The organism is Paenibacillus sp. Marseille-P2973 (assembly GCF_018101095.1).
GTDB lineage: Bacteria > Bacillota > Bacilli > Paenibacillales > Paenibacillaceae > Fontibacillus > Fontibacillus vini.
Genome location: NZ_JAGQEH010000015.1, coordinates 24,666 through 41,309, shown reverse-complemented (window position 1 = coordinate 41,309; position 16,644 = coordinate 24,666). Strand labels below are relative to the sequence as shown.

Here is a 16,644-nt window from a genome sequence, read left to right as displayed (position 1 = left end):
TCCCCCTCCCGCCGAAATGGCGGAGGGGGATTTTTTTCGCAAAACAAATAAAAAAAGAAAGGCGTACGCCTCAACCCGTCGACCGATCCACTGCATTCAATATTGTAAATGGATAAGAGAACGGAGCGAATGCCTTATGAAACATTTGATCATCAATGCCGACGATTTCGGCCTGTCTCCGGGCGTAAACCGGGGAATTGTCGAGGCTTATCAAGCCGGAGGGATCAGCAGCACGACGTTAATGGTGAACATGCCCGGCTTTACGGATGCGGTTCGGCTTGCAGGCCTGCATCCGGGGCTCGGGGTGGGCCTGCATTTTAACCTGACCTACGGCCGTCCCGTATCCGATCCGAGGCGGATTCCATCACTCGTTCAAGCCGACGGCCGATTTCATTCTATCGGCGGAAATTGTAACAGAGAGTTGCGCGATATCGAGATCGAATTATCGGCCCAATGGGATCGGCTCACGGCCTCGGGCTTGCGTCCGACTCATCTGGATGGGCATCACCATCTGCAGCAGGATTTTCGTAACGCATACGAAGCAATGGCACGGTTGGCAGCTAAAGAGAATGTCCCTATGCGCCGGCCTCAGATATCACATTGGGAGAACGAAAATACCGCTCCGCTGCCGCTTACTGTGAATCAAGTTCTCCTGGATACGTACGATGCGGATAATGGGTTACAGAAGCTCCTCTCCTATCTCCACAATCTACCGGTTGGATCGACCGAGATCATGTGTCACCCCGGATATGTCGACGAGACTTTACGGGGAATCTCCAATCTGACCAAGGAACGAGTGTCCGAGTTGGCCGTGTTTCGCAACCCGGTAGTCCGTGAAACCATCCGAGCCCTCGGCATTCGGTTGATCCATTATGGGGTGCTCCGGTCCGTCTAGAACGGACCCCATCTCGCACAGTGGGAGCGAGGAATTCATTGGATTATATACTTTGGGGCCTGCTAAAGCAATTCACGTCATTTGTGGTACGGTTCAGCGTAACGGGTCTATCGGCGAATTTTTTTATAAAACCCACAATTATTATTTTACTAATAACTCCAAAAGTCTTGTACAATATTCTTAACTATTTTTTGGAGAAAGTTCCCAAATGTAAACCTGCTCAACCCCAAACAGAATCATCTACAAGCCAAACTCGAACGCCCTGTCGGTCCCCATGCCCGATCTTGATTTTGACATTATCCGGCACAGTCCCTCTATGGAACATTTAAATTTGTTAGGAAGCATATTTTAGACTTAGAAGTATATTTTAGAGCTGGGGGAATTTTGAGATGTCTATAAATAAGAAATTACTTTGGTTCTGTATACTTATTTTAATGATTACAATGATATCTTGTAGTAATAAACAACTAGAAAGTAGTATACAATCGGATCGGATACCGATGGTAATGATTGAAAATCACCTTTATCTTGATTCCGGTGAGCAGTTGTCCATTGATATAGATGATACCTCTTTAATTGGCACAATCACATCAGAAGTATCTAATTCTGAAATTCCAGCAAAAAATAATCAGAGTAATTTTGGGCATGTTGGGGCTCAATATGCTTCTCATGAGAGGGGAATCGTGGTTATGATCGATAATGAATGGAGATTATTTCGTAAAGAAAAATTAACTCTAGAAAAACTGCTAGAATTATCTCGTAAAGGACAAGAACTTTCATGGAATGATTTTAAAAGTTATGATAGTACGGAAATAGGCAGTGGACTCTATATCTTGCGGTATGAGATAGATGAAAGCTATTACCTTCTTATTGGAGGAAACAATCCAAGGAAAAAACCAGCATATATTAGATTGGTAAAGGCAGATAATTCAGAAGATTATATAGACATCAGAGAAAATAATGTAGAGGAGTTTATTTCAAAGTAATTAATTTATGGTTCACATACAATTATGAATTACTAAAAAATACCTGTTAGCAGGCTCAGCAAGAACTTGAGCCTGCTATTTTTTATTTGATTAAATTGAATTTATACTCTATTTTGTAATTTACTTACATTATTTCTTTTGTTATTATGTAATTGGATAAAGATGGAGATTGAAATCATAAATAGGAGAAACCCTCAAAGTATCCAAAATACTATAGCAGTTTTGGTATTTTGGAATGTGAGAGCGGCGTCTCCACAGAATGATGCATTTTGTTTAAAGATGCAGGATTATCTAAAGGAGGGGATGCTGACTACTAATAAGGAATCGTCATAGGTTAGAATGTGGATTGTTACGTCTCGATTATACAACTTGAAATGCAATATGATGAGTATGTTCAAAAAGCTGATCATAGGAGGAATTGTAATGAAAAAATTTTCAAGCTGGATATTAGCGATTGTTTTGATGCTGAGTTTGGGAGTAACAGCATTTGCCGCTGGAACTGATGGTGCGGAAATTGATATTAGAAAAAACGTAGCTCCGGATAATTTTAGCTACAGCAGAAGTATAACTTCGGATGGAGCTGCAGTGGTAGAACCTGAGGTTACCGCAAATAGTGAATTTATTCACAAAATTAACGGCAAAGAATTTGATATTAGAAGAAATGTAGCACCAGATAATTATCAAGCTCGTAAAAGCATGGGCTTAGATAAAGCTGCTGATCAAGCTGTTGGTCAAGCCACTGCGGCAGACACTAAAACTACTAAGTATAAATCTCTGCTTGCTTCGATGCCAACAGGCGGTGGTGAATATCCTTATAACCCTACCTATTGGAATGATTCAGCTAATGTCTTTAGAGCAAACTGTTATGGGTATATTTTGAATAGAATTGCAAATGACACAAGTGATCCGTTAGCTGGTTATATGTTTCAACCAGGGTACAGAACTGGAAATTATTACACTTCGCTTACTGCAAGTGCAATAATTACTGCGGTAAAATCCGATATGAAAGACTTAGGGAGAACAATTAGGAGTTCAAGTTATAGCGAAACGCCAGGTTCTAATGAATACAAAGTTGCACTTGTTATAGCGCCAGGCACTGATTATCACTGGTATAGACAGGATTCTGATGGCGGTTGGTCACATAAACCCGGATTAACTAATATTGACTATCGAGATGCATCTGGCAATTTTATCTCTGATCCACAGACGTGTGACCGGAACTATTCTTATGCTAATTATAGCACTTGGGGCGGTTATTATATTGTTTCCAAGTAGTTGGTAAATTAACCGGGTTGCCAAGTGTTTTGGAATAGTTTCCAAATGTTGGGGGGCGGGCTAGTTAGCTTGTCTCCCGTATTTCAAATTAGGAAAGAGTAAATGTACCGAAGCAACTGTATTAATCAATTAATTAGAGAGCATTAAAGTTAATGTTAATAAGCGGAAAGGCCGCTTGGGCAGTTGCCCAAGAAATTACGATCGTTACAGACTGGTATATACTGAAATTCACGTTTCGGAGTGACCAAACAAATAAACCTAGCCCTTCTTGTGATACGGTTCAGCGTATTACTCTAACGGCGAAAAATAAACCTGTGTTAAATTCACCCAGGTTTAGAGTTATATGGAAAATAAATTATAGCACCACTAATGATAGTCTTGGGAAAGTAGAAAGTATTTTTTCTACTATTCACTCTCCTTAAGTTAGTACTTCGGTCACAATTTTATCGTCTATAGCTTCTATATATTCTTTAAATTGAATAATATAGCTCTTAATATCAGGAAGTGATACATCACTTGCATCATCATTATGATGAACAATATTATTTCGCTTCGTTACGATAGTGCCAACGATGTCTTTATTATCACTAAATTTTTCGTCTGAGGAAATATCGATTCCGAGTTTTGCAAATAAACTTATAGTTTTATAAACGTTACCAGAAATAATGTCATCAACATCCTTTTTACTTATTCCTAGTTTAAAATTCTCGAACTTAAACTGTTTGTCCTTGTTATTATCCACACCCCACTTTATAAGGTTGTGAGGAATGGGGTATTGAAGAAGCTGTGCTTCATACTTATCTATTACAAGTTCACTTACTTCCTTTAAATATGCTTCCAAATATGTACACGCCACAACTAAAAAAGATTTAATAAAAAAATTAATATTATTATAAATATATAAATCGGGCTCTTCTGCAACGGTACGTTGATTCGCTTCGTTAACAAGTTGGGTTAACTCGTCGTAAAGAGCAACATACTTCTGGTAGGCCGTTGTACAGCTCATTCAAGCTCACCCATACGTGCTTCCCACAATTCCCTTCTTTTAATTATTGACGTCTTTCTTTGTAAACCACCAGATAAGGTTCTCTGGAACTCATCTAAACTACACATCTCTTCAAACTTCTTATTTAGTGTTTCTTTATTTCTCACTAAGAAGTCTTTATCATATTTGGAGAATGACCACATAAGCAAATCATAATATACAACGCTTCGCCGAGGTCTATCTTTTGAAATATCCATAAAGACATCCTCTTCGAAAATTGTGATGCACTTATCTAAGGTTTCTAAAAACAGCTTCTTCAATTCATAAACTTTTTCTTCGCTTAAATTTTGGTTTTCCCTCATGTACTTATCTAAATACTTAGATAATCTACTTTCATAATCTTCAAGGTCTCCCTGCATTCCAAAGAACCTCAAAACTTGTTCTTGGTTCTCCAATCCGTTTTTTTCCTTTTTTCCAAACTCATCAAATATGCTTGTTGTCGACAATTCATTTAATAAGTCATCTAGTGGTCCAGGGTAAATTGCATGTCTAATTTCTTGGTCTGTCAGTTCTACAGCACCTTGATTTAATCTCGCAAATATATCTTGGACGAGTTCTTTAGAATTATCATTTCTCAAAACAATACATCTTATTGTGTATGAGTTTAAGTCTTCCATCAAGTCTCCGAGCTCACTAAACCTTTTACCTTCTAGTTCTTTAAAAGCTGTTAAGCCTTCTAAGACAAACTCATCATTAAGGAACCGCTTAATAGTAGTGATACGTTGGACGCCATCTATAACGATATGTTTCTTTTCCTCGTTTTCTGCAAAATAACAAGCTGGAAGAGGAATTCTCATTAAACACGATTCAATAAAACGAGATGTCTTTTCCTCATTCTCTAGATTCCATTTATACTTTCTCTGAAAGTCTGGATTAAGTTTCAATGAACCTTTATTGACACGATCTACAAGGGTTTCAAAAGGGTAATCAATGGGAAACAAATTAAGAACATTTTGGCTCATACAAATCCCCAATCCACTGTTTATTATTACAATTATACCAATTGTTTCATGCAACATCTATAACTGATACTTTCAACGTAGTCTCTATAAAAATTATACTTGGGAGTTGTTCTCGACTAACAAGCTAGCCTTAACTCGTTTGTTATAAGTTCACCGCCCATTGTTTACCTTCCAAAACTAAGTGCTAAAGAACCCTATCCAAGCTCACCACTGGTACCAAATAAATTCGCCCTTCTTGTGATACGCTTCCCCCCGTTTAAACATCACCGCCAATCAATCAGTTCCACACCAACCGCATGCCAAAAAGGCGCGCCACTCTCCATGACGCGCCCCATTCAAATGCTTACTCTTCCTTTTTCCCCTCCAACTCAAAAATCAACTCATTCGCCATCCGTTTATTCAGTTCATATGTCTTGAACTTCCCGGCTTCGGCAGACAGCTTCTTAATGGTCTCGATCTGCGTTTCGGTCGGAGGCTGGCGCTCGATCAGTCCCTCGTAGTTCTGATAAGCGACCTTCAGAGCGGTTTCCGGGGAGAGCAGGTCGATCATTTCATAGATGCCATTCGATGCCTGATCCCTCGACAGGTCGAATCCCGCATCGGTGGACAGCATGAATTTGTCCGGGTACTTTTCCATTAGGGGCACGTAATCTTCTAATTTGTTGGTGCTGCCTGGGTTGTAGGCTGTGAATCCGGCAAAAAAATCGATGTATAAGTTAGGATGTTTGCTTAAGAGCGGTTCGATATTCTCCGGAGAATTATAGGCGTTGGCATGTCCGAAAATGATAGTCGCATCCGGATGTGCCTCCAGGGCTTCCTCCAGCTTCGCGATGGGCTCGCCGTTAGGAGGGTCGATATGCAGAAGGATGGGCACTTGATACTGGGCCGCAAGCTCATAAATTTCAGGAAGGTTACCGTCATTCGGATGCTCGGCCTTCCAAGGCAATCTGGACACGACTTCAGAGTACATAGAAGCGGCAGCCACTTCCCCGATGTTTAAATAGCCCTTCTCCAGATTGTTCTGGACGATTTCTAAGCCCTCCTCCTCGTAAATCGGAAATCCCGCAAAGGAGGGATATACGTTCCCGGGTGCCTTTTGATATTCCTCCCAGGCTAATTGATCCGTGTACTTGGCGCTTGGTTCCGAAATACTTCCGAACAAAACGAGGCGGTCGATGCCGGCTTTTCCCCAGTTCTCAATGGCAACCGGATTGGGCGCATCATGGTTATGTATATCGATCACTGTAAGATCGCTGTAAACCTCCTGCAGCTCTTTGCTAGGATCTTTGTCTTTGCGGAGCTTCTCGATGAGGGCAACTTCATCTTTAGGGGTGTACTCGGTCAAAGGGTTGACGATCACTTCCGTTTGCTTCGGCGCACATCCTGATAATGTGACTGCTGCGAGAGCCAGCGCGCAAATTCCCAAATACCGCAGCTTGGCGGGCATAGGCGGTTCCTCCATCCTTATATTTCTTATAGCTATTTTGAATATATAACAGTATGGAAAAAAGATACATTAGAAAATGATAAAAGAGCGCCAACCTAAATAGGTTAAACGCCCTCAGAATGAATACAAAACGAAGCTTGCACATTTATACTGCCTTCACGGGTTCTAACAGATTCAAGTAATATTCGTTCCCGCATCCATCCGGTCTGTCATTCCGAATGTGTTCTTCCAGACATAATCTTGACCGATCTGATTTGTACTTTCTGTCCTTTGCCAACTCATTCATCAGCGTTTTCCAAGATAGACTCACATCCTCACTGCTCTCAAGCAGTGCAAAAAGGCCTCCGGGCAGCACCATTTCCTTTAGATGCCCGGGAACAGAAATTCCATCAGGGATGGTGGCGCACATCCCATAACCGTATGGAGTTCCGACACTGGTTGGCATCGGTTTTACGTTTCCTCCAAAGAATCGAGCCGTACTGAGCAAATTGGACGACTTGATCCATTCCAGCACGGGGCCCATCGCCTCATCTTCCGGGGATGTCCCTACAGCGATACTATAAGCTACCCTCATAGGAGGAAGGGTAATTATTTTGATTACACTGCTTTCTTGCAAACTGCTCATCCATATATCCTCCATTTCGTTAAGGATCCTATCTAAATTTAAAAAACCATCTTCGGGTTGCTGTTTAAAGAACTTTAGGACCTGATCCAGCTGCTGTTGAAAAGAGACAACTTCAGCATTCCGCTGCTTCACTTCCGCGATTTTATTCTCAATAACCTTGCGTAATTGCGCCAAAGAAGGGTTTGCAATCACGGACTTAATATCCTTGATCGGGATATCGATTTTTCGCAATATCGCAGTAATTCGGATACATGACAGCGCATGCTCATCATATACTCTCCATCCGGAGGACGTATCCCGTTCACTCTTAAATAGTCCCTCAGATTCCCAGTGGCGCAAGGTGCGGCTCGTCAGCCCCATTTGCTCCGCCAATCTATGGATTGCAACAACAGATCTGTTCATTTTCGGTCTCCTTTCCGAGCTCTAGGTTTATTGTAGCAGTTGACGCCGCGACAACTTCAAGCGTTTTCTTAAGCTGCTAATCTTCTTTACAAATCCTGATGCGGCCGCCATAACCTCTAATTTTCAATAAAAACATAGACTTCTCTTAACCGCTAATTTAAAATTCGAGATAAGTACAGGAACATTTTACCATCCCCGTCAGGGACGGACAGCGAGGTGTTTATCATTGAATAAAATAATTTGGATCATCGGCATTTTCTCTTTTATTACGATGGTAGTAACCATTATTCTGGTCACAAAGACGCTCGGTACCCAGAGGAAGCGTTTCTCCGAACGCAAAGAAATTCTCGCGGAAGGCACCACCGCGCAAGCCGTGATTAACTCAATCCGGCAAACGAATCGGACGGTTGGCGATCAGCCGGAGGTCCTGCTTGACCTGACCGTCACAAAGCCGGATGGCGAAGTCGTTCATACTGTCTTAAAGACTGTCATTCAGATCGTGAACATCCCCGCGTTTCAAAAAGGCAAGGTAGTTGAAGTTAAGTACAAGACGATAGGCAACGAGCAAAAGTTCGAGGTCGTAGACGCCTATTTACCTTAAAAAAAATAGCCCGAGCGTTATTTCTTAACGCCGGGCCACTCTTATTTATCTTAAACCTCCGCGCACGGGCTCATGAAAACTGCCAAAAGCCGGCTACAGGTGTTTGAATTTCCTCCGTACCAAAGTTCGCGAAAATATATAAGGCTCCAAACCCGAAAGGATAACTCCAGTCCTCCTGAAGCAGCGTATCGGGATAACCGTCTTCGTCTACCTGAAAGAAGAAAGACAACGATTCTTCATTCAAATCCTTGAAGTAATAGTCCTCTTCTTGAATCAGTCTCGGGTTCCCGCCCAGCTTGATGAAAAAGGACTGATCCCTAGCTGTCTTATCATCGTTCAATACCCCATCTGAAATGGCATGTCTGACCAGCCCGGGGTGAGTAAAGCGGTCTTTGGCGCTCTCTGCTGAAGCCGGATGCTCGAACACCTTGATCGAACAATGGGGATACATATTGTTGTCCAAATAATCCTCATATTCAGCGGGAATAAAGATGGAAATCATGCTGCCAGGCTTGAAGGGATTCAATAAACTTAGGTAAAAGTAATAGGTTTGGTCCCCTTCATGAATGTCTTGATCATCAAAATAGGCAGGCGCATTTCCGCCGACCCAGCTTGCACTATTTTCCGATCCCGGACCCGGAATCGCTTGATACAGCATACACGCTGTTCTCTTTGCAAACATGTCCGTGAAGTAGTCCATAACCTTCCCCTTCCCAAGTCAATGAGTGTCCGTAACCGTGAAATGTTACGCTAAAAACTCGGCCAAATCGATTTCGCGCTTCTCATATTCCGCACCAATGTTTTTCAATTGGGCCTCCACGTTTGCGGCACCCTGTTCAATCCCTTTATACACTAACAAAGGCACGTCCGATAAATAGGATCTCGCTTGCGGAATGTCGCAGGAGAACGCTTTTTTGATGAACAACAAGGTTTTAAGCTTGTCCTTGCCTTCCCCTGTAATGAATACTTTGCAGTAATTGTATGATACGTCCTCATCAAGCTCGCCATCGAAAGCTCTCGGTAATAAGGTGCTGCGAAGAAACTCCGCCAAACTGTCATATGCAATTTCAAAGTCCCATCGGCCCGTACCGTGCATCGCCGTATAAACGACGGTATCGCCTCTGGACAAATCGAGACAGTAGGGGTCGCCCTCATCCGAAGCAATGACAAGATAATGCTCAGGCCAATCCGAAATGGGTTCCTTCGTAACGGGATTATAGTTGTACCCCCATTGCCCCCCTGGCAGTTCCTTTGCCCCATAAATATCCAAATTAATATATTCGTCCGTGCTCCAGCCTACCGATTCGGGAATATAATTTCGTAAGAAGTAGGCATATTCCTCAGGCAAGCGCCATGTGTCGAAAACGGTGCGCAGGTCTTCCGCTTCGGCTTCCGTTCCAAGCTGCATGGGGTACTTCGCATAAAATTCGGGATCCTGCTTGCGCATAGCTTCTAAAGTTGTCCGCATCTTCTCGATGATGTCATCGATTTCCTGGTATTTCTTCTCCAAAACTCATCCTCCTTTTCGGCAGATTCATTTGCACTATTCCGCAGTTGAATCATTCATATTCCGGTCCATAATTGTCGTTATTCTCATACCTAGGATACATCGATTTAGCAATCTTTTACAACTGCCTATCGACTCTATGGACCGGAATACAAAATCACAAATCAGAGATGAGATCCGCCGCTGGCATCTATGCATTGGCCGGTTACCCAGCGGCTGTCCGGTGAGGCAAGGAATGCAGCAATGTCCGCGACATCTTCGGGTTCTCCCCATCGATTAAAGACGGAAAGACCGGCCGCAAACTGTTGTCCCTGAGGATCTTGCAGCGTACCTGCATTCATTTCCGTGTTAATGATCCCGGGCTGAATGGCATTGACCGTAATATGGCGGCTTCCCAACTGTTTGGCCAGAAGAAGCGTAAACGTATCGATCGCCCCTTTTGACATACTGTAGGTGAATACGCTTGGAGATGCCGCCCTTGTCACGAAAGAGGAAATATTAATAATGCGTCCTCCGTCATTTAATCGCGGTAAAGCTTGCTGCGTAACGAAAAGCGGGGCTTTGACGTTAATCTTCATAACCTCGTCGAAAGATTGTTCCGTCGCCTCCTCCAGGCCCATGATTTGGCCGATTCCGGCATTGTTGACAAGAATGTCGAACCGGTGATCTTGGCCCCTATGTTCCTTGACGGCATGATCGAATGCTGCAAACAGCTCATGTACGCCTTCCAGCGTACTCAGATCAGCACCGATTGCGCACGCCTGCCCTCCGTTTGACTCAATCTGACGAACGACGTCCTCTGCTTCGTGTATTCTTGTTCCATAGTGAACGGCGACAAAGGCGCCCTCCGCGGCCAGACGCAATGCGATGCTGCGGCCAATTCCCCGGCTTGCTCCGGTGACCAGAGCGATTTTACCCTTCAAAATACTCATTGATTCAACTCCTTTGCTGGATTTGAATATAGGTATACCACGGGGTAAGATTTGAAATGTTGCTGTCTAATTCCGTTAAGAATGCCCGCAAAAAAAATATGCATTTGCTTAAAAAAAATTCTTGCTCATTAATCCCTATCCTGCTATTATGAAGGAGCATTAATTTTGGAAAGCTAATATTCAAGGTATGTAGGATCTTTCCAAGCAGATAATTTTGACCACTTCCCAAAGAAGTTAAGGCCATACGGACAGCCGGGTCAAATGCCGATTGGCAACTTTCGTTGCCTTATTGATTGAGTTAAAAGCTCAAATTTTATAAGTTGGTTACTTTACAACCAGTGCATATGCACATCAACTTGTGAAACGGTCAATAAGAGTGGTAAAAGTGATTATTTGCTATATAGACTCTGATCCTAACATGATATATCTGAATATTAAGTCCTTTCCATGAAACTATAAGTTTTATGGCTGACTGACGAGCGCACAAGTAGTTTGTCCAGTCATGCTTAAATGCTTATTGGGACTGTCTTAATATCTGACTATATCAAAGCAAGTGTGATGCGCATGGAATGCGTATTTCGCTTGCTTTTTTTGTTGCCGTTTTTACATGAAACCAAATCCAGAAAAAAATCCAATTGAGTTAGGAGATCGAGAAATGGGAAAAGCACTTATCATTGGCGCCGGCGGCGTAGCATCTGTAGCAGTTCATAAATGCGTTCAAAACAGCGAGGTATTCGAAGAGATCTGTATTGCGAGCCGTACAAAGTCCAAATGCGACGACTTGAAGGCGAAGCTCGACGGCGGCAAAACGAAAATCACGACTGCCCAGGTCGATGCAGACAACGTGGATGAGCTGATTGCTCTGATTAACGAATTCAAACCGGACATCGTCATGAATTTGGCTCTCCCTTACCAGGATTTGACGATCATGGATGCATGCCTTGCAACCAAAACACATTACATGGATACAGCTAACTACGAGCCGGAAGATACGGCAAAATTCGAATATAAATGGCAATGGGAATACCGCGAGCGCTTTGAAAAAGCCGGCATCACGGCACTTTTGGGCAGCGGGTTCGACCCGGGCGTTACCGGCGTATTCTCCGCTTATGCGCTGAAGCACTATTTTGACGAAATCGAATATATCGACATTCTGGATTGCAACGGCGGCGATCACGGCTATCCGTTCGCAACCAACTTCAACCCGGAAATCAACATCCGTGAAGTGTCCGCCAACGGACGCTACTGGGAAAACGGGCAATGGATCGAAACAAAGCCGATGGAAATCAAGCGCGAGTACAACTTCGCCGAAGTCGGCCAAAAAGATATGTACCTGCTGTACCATGAAGAACTCGAATCCCTTGCACAAAATATCCCTGGACTGAAGCGCATCCGCTTCTTCATGACTTTCGGCCAAAGCTACCTCATGCACCTGAAGGCGCTTGAGAACGTAGGCATGACTTCCATCGAGCCGATCGAATACGAAGGAAAGCAAATTATTCCGCTTCAATTCCTGAAGGCCGTGCTTCCGGATCCGGCATCCCTTGGACCTCGTACCGTGGGCAAAACGAACATCGGCTGCATTTTCAAAGGCAAAAAAGACGGCCAAGACAAGACTTACTATGTCTACAATGTTTGCGACCACCAAGAGTGCTATAGAGAAGTAGGCTCTCAGGCTATCTCTTATACGACAGGCGTTCCTGCCATGATCGGTGCGGCCATGGTCATGACCGGCAAATGGAACAAACCGGGCGTATTCAATATCGAAGAGTTCGATCCGGATCCATTCATGGAAGAGCTGAACAAATGGGGACTTCCTTGGGTAGAAGACTTCAATCCGGTGCTTGTCGACGCCTTGCCTGAAGAAGCTAGAAAGCCGGAGCTCGTTCGCTAAGATGCGGTTCGAAGAATTACCGACACCCTGCTTTGTAGTCGATGAGGCGCTCATCGAGAAAAACCTGAAAATCCTGAACGGGGTTATGCAGCGTACCGGAGCCAAGATCGTACTGGCACAAAAGGCTTTCTCCATGACCGCCATGTACCCCCTCATCGGACAATACCTGAGCGGCACGACCGCAAGCGGTTTGTTCGAAGCACGTCTGGGTCACGAGGAAATGGGCAAAGAAACCCACGTCTTTGCCCCGGCCTATCGGGAAGATGAAATCGATGAAATTGTATCCATTTGCGATCATATCATCTTCAATTCCTTCTCCCAGCTGGAGAGGTATAAATCCAAAGCGTTGGCTGCCGGCAGAAAAGTGGGAGTGCGCATCAACCCGGAATGCTCCACGCAAGAGGGTCATGAAATTTATGACCCTTGTTCGCCGGGATCCAGATTCGGCGTAAAGCGGGATGATTTCCGGCCGGAACTGCTCGAGGGCGTCTCGGGGCTGCACTTCCATACGCTTTGCCAGCAAAACTCGGACGATTTGGAGACCACGCTGAATGCGGTGGAGGAAAAATTCGGGGAATGGCTGCCGCAGATGGAATGGATCAATTTTGGCGGCGGTCACCATATCACGAGAGAAGACTATGATATTCCTAGACTGGAAGCTTGCATTAAGCGCATGCAGGACAAATACGGTCTGGAAGTCTACCTTGAACCCGGTGAAGCCATCGCGCTCAATGCGGGCTACATGGTTACTTCGGTACTGGATATCCATAAGAACGGCATCGAGATTGCCATCGTGGACACTTCGGCCACATGCCATATGCCGGATGTTCTGGAGATGCCGTATCGTCCGCCGCTGTTCGGCTCGGGCGAAGCCGGCGAGAAGCCATACACCTATCGGCTCGGTGGCCCAACCTGCCTTACGGGCGATGTGATCGGGGATTATTCCTTCGATCAGCCCCTAAAGAACGGCGACCGGTTAGTGTTTGGAGACATGGCGATCTACTCCATGGTCAAAACCAACACCTTCAACGGTATGCCGCTGCCGGCCATCGCCGTGCAGGAGAAAGACGGCAATTGCCGCGTCGTTCGCCAATTCGGCTATGAAGATTTCAAAGTAAGACTGGCGTAATGCCGTTGCATATCCACATTGAAAAACTCCCGCTATGGAACTAACATAGCGGGAGTTTTTTGAATTAGAAGTAGGTACATGCAGGCTGCGGTTATGCTTTTAAGAAATCGGGCTTCAAGAAACTCGGATTCGGATATTTATAGAATCCTTCCCCTGCTGCTGCTCCGAGTTTTCCCTTATCGACGTACTCCGATTTGAGCATTTCTGCAATTTTCTTGAACTCGGGATCCCCGGAGGCCTCCGCTTTGGCCAAACCGATATTATATGCCGTGTTAATCCCTACCACATCCAAAATCGCAAATGGCCCCTGCGGGGCGCCCGTCGCTACCATCCACGTTTTATCGATCGTTTCGACGTCCGCTACCTCCCGGATTAAGAGCTGCTGGGCCGCTTCCAGCAAAGGAACCAGCAAAGAATTCAGAATATAGCCAGGTTGTTCCTTATGCAGCGGCAATGCTACCATGCCGATCGCCTTGGCAAAAGCGACGACATCCTGAAACACCGCCATATCCGTTCCCGGATGCTTCATAATTTCCGCCGTGTTATTCTTCCAAATCTCGTTGGCGAAGTGCAAAGCGAGGAATTTCTGCGGCCGACCTGTCGCCTCCGCAAATTGGCTCGGTAATAACGTAGAGGAGTTCGTTGCAAACACCGTCTTCTCCGGAGCTACTTTTCCCAGGTTCGTATAAAAATCGGTCTTTATCTGCACCACTTCGGGAACCGCCTCAATGACGAGGTCCGCCTCGGAAACGGCCTTGGACAGGTCACTGCTGAATGAAATACGATTATATGCCTCGTCCACTTCTTGCCCGGTCGCGTTCAAGTCCTGCCGATAATGAGACTTCAAGTCCGAAATTCTTTCTTTCGCACGTTCCAGGGCCGGGTCATTGATATCGTATACCGTTACATTGAAGCCTTTAAAGGCGGTTTGATAAGCGATTTGACTGCCCAGTACGCCGCTTCCGGCAACCGTAATATTTTTATAATTCATGACGGATTCTCCTGTTCGTTATTCTAAAATTCGCGTGAATCCCCCCTAGTTTCCTCGTTAGAGGCTGCGAATATTCCTCATCCTTTTTTATAAGCGCGTGGGACCTTCCATCTATTGACAAACTGGTTAAATAAATTATATTTAGATCATTCCATCGGGTCAGGAGGATGACTGTGAAGAAGCCTTTGTTAAACCTTATCGCCGGGATCTTATTCATCATCGTTGCGTTTCTCTCCGGAGCCTATGTTCTTGGCAATCTCATTATGAAAATGTTATTTGATGCCTACACAGATTTGTTATTTGTAATGCTTCTCGCCTTCGTTGCGTCTATCGCAGCTTCCGCTTATTTCTTAACGCAATATAGCAAAAAAGCCCGCAAAGCGGGCTAATAGCAGGCGGACCTTTTACAGCAGGCCGAACCGTTTCTTCTTATAAAATGGGGTGAGATCCTTCACCTCATTGTTGGCCCAGTCGTTCAGTTCGACCAAATCCAGAAGGTGTCCCTTCAGATGCGGGGAGGCTGCGGCGGCAATCCCGCCAAATACTTCTTCTTTATTTCCCTCAAAGTCCACGATCAGGAGATAGCCTTGTTCGATACCCTTGACCATCCACCTTAAATAAGCCTTTTTTATAGCTTTCTGAGTTTTCATATAAGCCTTCACCGCGTCGATCATTTCCATGGGGTACGCCTTAGGTTCCCCAAGCAATACCTCGGTATCTTTCAGCACGGTGATCTCTTGAATCGTTTCGCTCGGCGTCTCATCTTCAGCCTCGCTTGAAGTCTCGCTTGGTACTGTATTTGGAGCCTCACTTGGAGCCGCGCTTTGGGCCTCGCGTCGCTCCTCTTTATATGCTTCAATTCGCTGCTTATTCTTGTCATCGATCTGAAGCGGAATGCCCCGGTAATTGACCACGATGCCGTCCATGCTCTCGGATAAGGCGATCATATCTTCGTAAGTCACGATATTGCTGCTCCATACCGTCTTGTCGTATGCCTTTTCGAATTCAAGCCAGTCCGTAAATACCGGCAGCCAAGATGAATCCTCTTTTCCTCCCAGGACCGCAAAATGAAGGATGGTCCCTTCCTTCAATGTGGTCATGCCTTGCTCGTTAGGGGTCGATGGAGATTGTTCCTTCAATTGCATAGGCAGCAAATACTTCGCCTGAATGACCTCGTCGAGCATTCGGCCCTCCAGGTGTTGAAGAAGCTGCTGTTTGCCCTCAAAGGATTGTCCGGAACTCATCGTCTGAAAAAAGGAAATCAGCGCATGCTGCAAGCCCGGGTTCGTTACGGGAATGCTGATCTCAGGTGTATCGCTAAAATCCGGGGGCGGTAAAAGCTCGTCCCTGTCCAATTCGATCATGTACTGTCCATTATCCATAATAATTCTACGGATCCCTAAGATATGTAACTCTCCGAGCGTCTTCATGATTTCTTCTTTTTCGAGCTTCTTCATTTCGAGCATCAGGAGCTGCTGTCTGAAATAATCCTCCGCATTAGCGGCATACTCCTCCTTCGAAAACATCCAAACCCGGCCCTCGGGATCCAGGTAGGGATAGCCCGTTCTCTTTTCGTAGGCGATAAATAGCGATTCGGCGTCTTTAATCTTATCTTTCAGCACACCGAGGAATAGCTTGATTCTTTCATCCACTTGATCGCCGGGAAGGGCACCCTTCTCTTTGAAATATTTTGCGGAATGAATTAAGAAGATCAGCTCTTGAATCTCTAACTCGCCGCACTCCTCCAGTAATATATAAGGACTTAACAGAAACTTCTTCCCAATATCGTCTTTTCTTGCTTCGTTCATCGAAAACGTCCCTTCCTATTTACTGATGATTAATCGAATACGGGCCTTGTTGCAATTCAATCTTCCCATGTATAAACCACTTCTTCAAGCAGTAAACATAATCCTTGTTATAAGTGCATGATTTCCCCAGCTAAACAAAAAGCGC

Annotated in this window: 16 protein-coding genes; 7 read left to right on the top strand and 9 right to left on the bottom strand. The window is 44.7% G+C overall.

The features are described 5' to 3' along the window. The first annotated feature begins 136 nt into the window (after positions 1-136). The 3 genes from KB559_RS21165 (at position 137) to KB559_RS21155 (ending at position 3,156) form a co-directional block, all read left to right on the top strand. Entirely contained in the window at positions 137-895 is a 759-nt protein-coding gene (locus KB559_RS21165) for a carbohydrate deacetylase (RefSeq protein ID WP_211024831.1), read from the top strand. Positions 896-1,284: 389 nt separating this feature from the next. Continuing rightward, entirely contained in the window at positions 1,285-1,881 is a 597-nt protein-coding gene (locus tag KB559_RS21160; RefSeq protein ID WP_211024828.1) for a hypothetical protein, read from the top strand. Positions 1,882-2,304: 423 nt separating this feature from the next. Next, positions 2,305-3,156: a hypothetical protein gene (locus KB559_RS21155; RefSeq protein ID WP_211024826.1), complete on the top strand. Its 852-nt coding sequence runs from the start codon at positions 2,305-2,307 to the stop codon at positions 3,154-3,156. A 418-nt stretch (positions 3,157-3,574) separates the two neighbouring features. Here the strand turns inward: KB559_RS21155 and KB559_RS21150 are convergent, their stop codons facing one another. The 4 genes from KB559_RS21150 to KB559_RS21135 all read right to left on the bottom strand — a co-directional run bounded on the left by KB559_RS21150 (position 3,575) and on the right by KB559_RS21135 (position 7,637). After that, positions 3,575-4,162 carry a HEPN domain-containing protein gene (locus KB559_RS21150; protein WP_211024824.1) on the bottom strand — a complete coding sequence of 196 codons (588 nt, stop codon included), beginning with the start codon at positions 4,160-4,162 and terminating at the stop codon, positions 3,575-3,577. Then, positions 4,159-5,163, bottom strand: a complete 1,005-nt coding sequence (locus tag KB559_RS21145; RefSeq protein ID WP_211024822.1) for a DUF262 domain-containing protein — start codon at positions 5,161-5,163, stop codon at positions 4,159-4,161. The genes KB559_RS21150 and KB559_RS21145 overlap by 4 nt, the downstream gene beginning before the upstream one ends. A gap of 343 nt (positions 5,164-5,506) precedes the next feature. Beyond that, positions 5,507-6,610: an amidohydrolase family protein gene (locus KB559_RS21140; protein ID WP_211024820.1), complete on the bottom strand. Its 1,104-nt coding sequence runs from the start codon at positions 6,608-6,610 to the stop codon at positions 5,507-5,509. A 145-nt stretch (positions 6,611-6,755) separates the two neighbouring features. Continuing rightward, complete coding sequence (locus KB559_RS21135; protein WP_211024818.1) at positions 6,756-7,637, bottom strand: MerR family transcriptional regulator; 882 nt, start codon at positions 7,635-7,637, stop codon at positions 6,756-6,758. 226 nt (positions 7,638-7,863) lie between these two features. Between KB559_RS21135 and KB559_RS21130 the strand changes: the two genes are divergently transcribed. After that, positions 7,864-8,238: a hypothetical protein gene (locus tag KB559_RS21130; protein WP_211024816.1), complete on the top strand. Its 375-nt coding sequence runs from the start codon at positions 7,864-7,866 to the stop codon at positions 8,236-8,238. A 70-nt stretch (positions 8,239-8,308) separates the two neighbouring features. Here the strand turns inward: KB559_RS21130 and KB559_RS21125 are convergent, their stop codons facing one another. The 3 genes from KB559_RS21125 to KB559_RS21115 form a co-directional block, all read right to left on the bottom strand. Beyond that, complete coding sequence (locus KB559_RS21125; protein ID WP_247682011.1) at positions 8,309-8,920, bottom strand: hypothetical protein; 612 nt, start codon at positions 8,918-8,920, stop codon at positions 8,309-8,311. A 63-nt stretch (positions 8,921-8,983) separates the two neighbouring features. Beyond that, positions 8,984-9,748, bottom strand: a complete 765-nt coding sequence (locus KB559_RS21120; protein ID WP_211024812.1) for an SMI1/KNR4 family protein — start codon at positions 9,746-9,748, stop codon at positions 8,984-8,986. Positions 9,749-9,909: 161 nt separating this feature from the next. After that, complete coding sequence (locus KB559_RS21115) at positions 9,910-10,677, bottom strand: SDR family oxidoreductase (RefSeq protein ID WP_211024810.1); 768 nt, start codon at positions 10,675-10,677, stop codon at positions 9,910-9,912. Positions 10,678-11,332: 655 nt separating this feature from the next. Between KB559_RS21115 and KB559_RS21110 the strand changes: the two genes are divergently transcribed. Next, positions 11,333-12,571: a saccharopine dehydrogenase family protein gene (locus tag KB559_RS21110; protein ID WP_211024808.1), complete on the top strand. Its 1,239-nt coding sequence runs from the start codon at positions 11,333-11,335 to the stop codon at positions 12,569-12,571. 1 nt (position 12,572) lies between these two features. Beyond that, positions 12,573-13,700: a carboxynorspermidine decarboxylase gene (gene nspC / locus KB559_RS21105; RefSeq protein ID WP_211024806.1), complete on the top strand. Its 1,128-nt coding sequence runs from the start codon at positions 12,573-12,575 to the stop codon at positions 13,698-13,700. Between the two features lie 91 nt (positions 13,701-13,791). Here nspC and KB559_RS21100 read toward each other — a convergent pair whose 3' ends face one another. Further along, positions 13,792-14,691 carry a 3-hydroxyacyl-CoA dehydrogenase gene (locus KB559_RS21100; RefSeq protein WP_211024804.1) on the bottom strand — a complete coding sequence of 300 codons (900 nt, stop codon included), beginning with the start codon at positions 14,689-14,691 and terminating at the stop codon, positions 13,792-13,794. Positions 14,692-14,864: 173 nt separating this feature from the next. Between KB559_RS21100 and KB559_RS21095 the strand changes: the two genes are divergently transcribed. After that, a complete protein-coding gene (locus tag KB559_RS21095; protein WP_211024802.1) occupies positions 14,865-15,080 on the top strand; it encodes a hypothetical protein in 216 nt (71 codons plus the stop codon). Between the two features lie 15 nt (positions 15,081-15,095). Here KB559_RS21095 and KB559_RS21090 read toward each other — a convergent pair whose 3' ends face one another. Then, complete coding sequence (locus tag KB559_RS21090; RefSeq protein WP_211024800.1) at positions 15,096-16,499, bottom strand: enhanced serine sensitivity protein SseB; 1,404 nt, start codon at positions 16,497-16,499, stop codon at positions 15,096-15,098. Between the last annotated feature and the right edge of the window lie 145 nt (positions 16,500-16,644).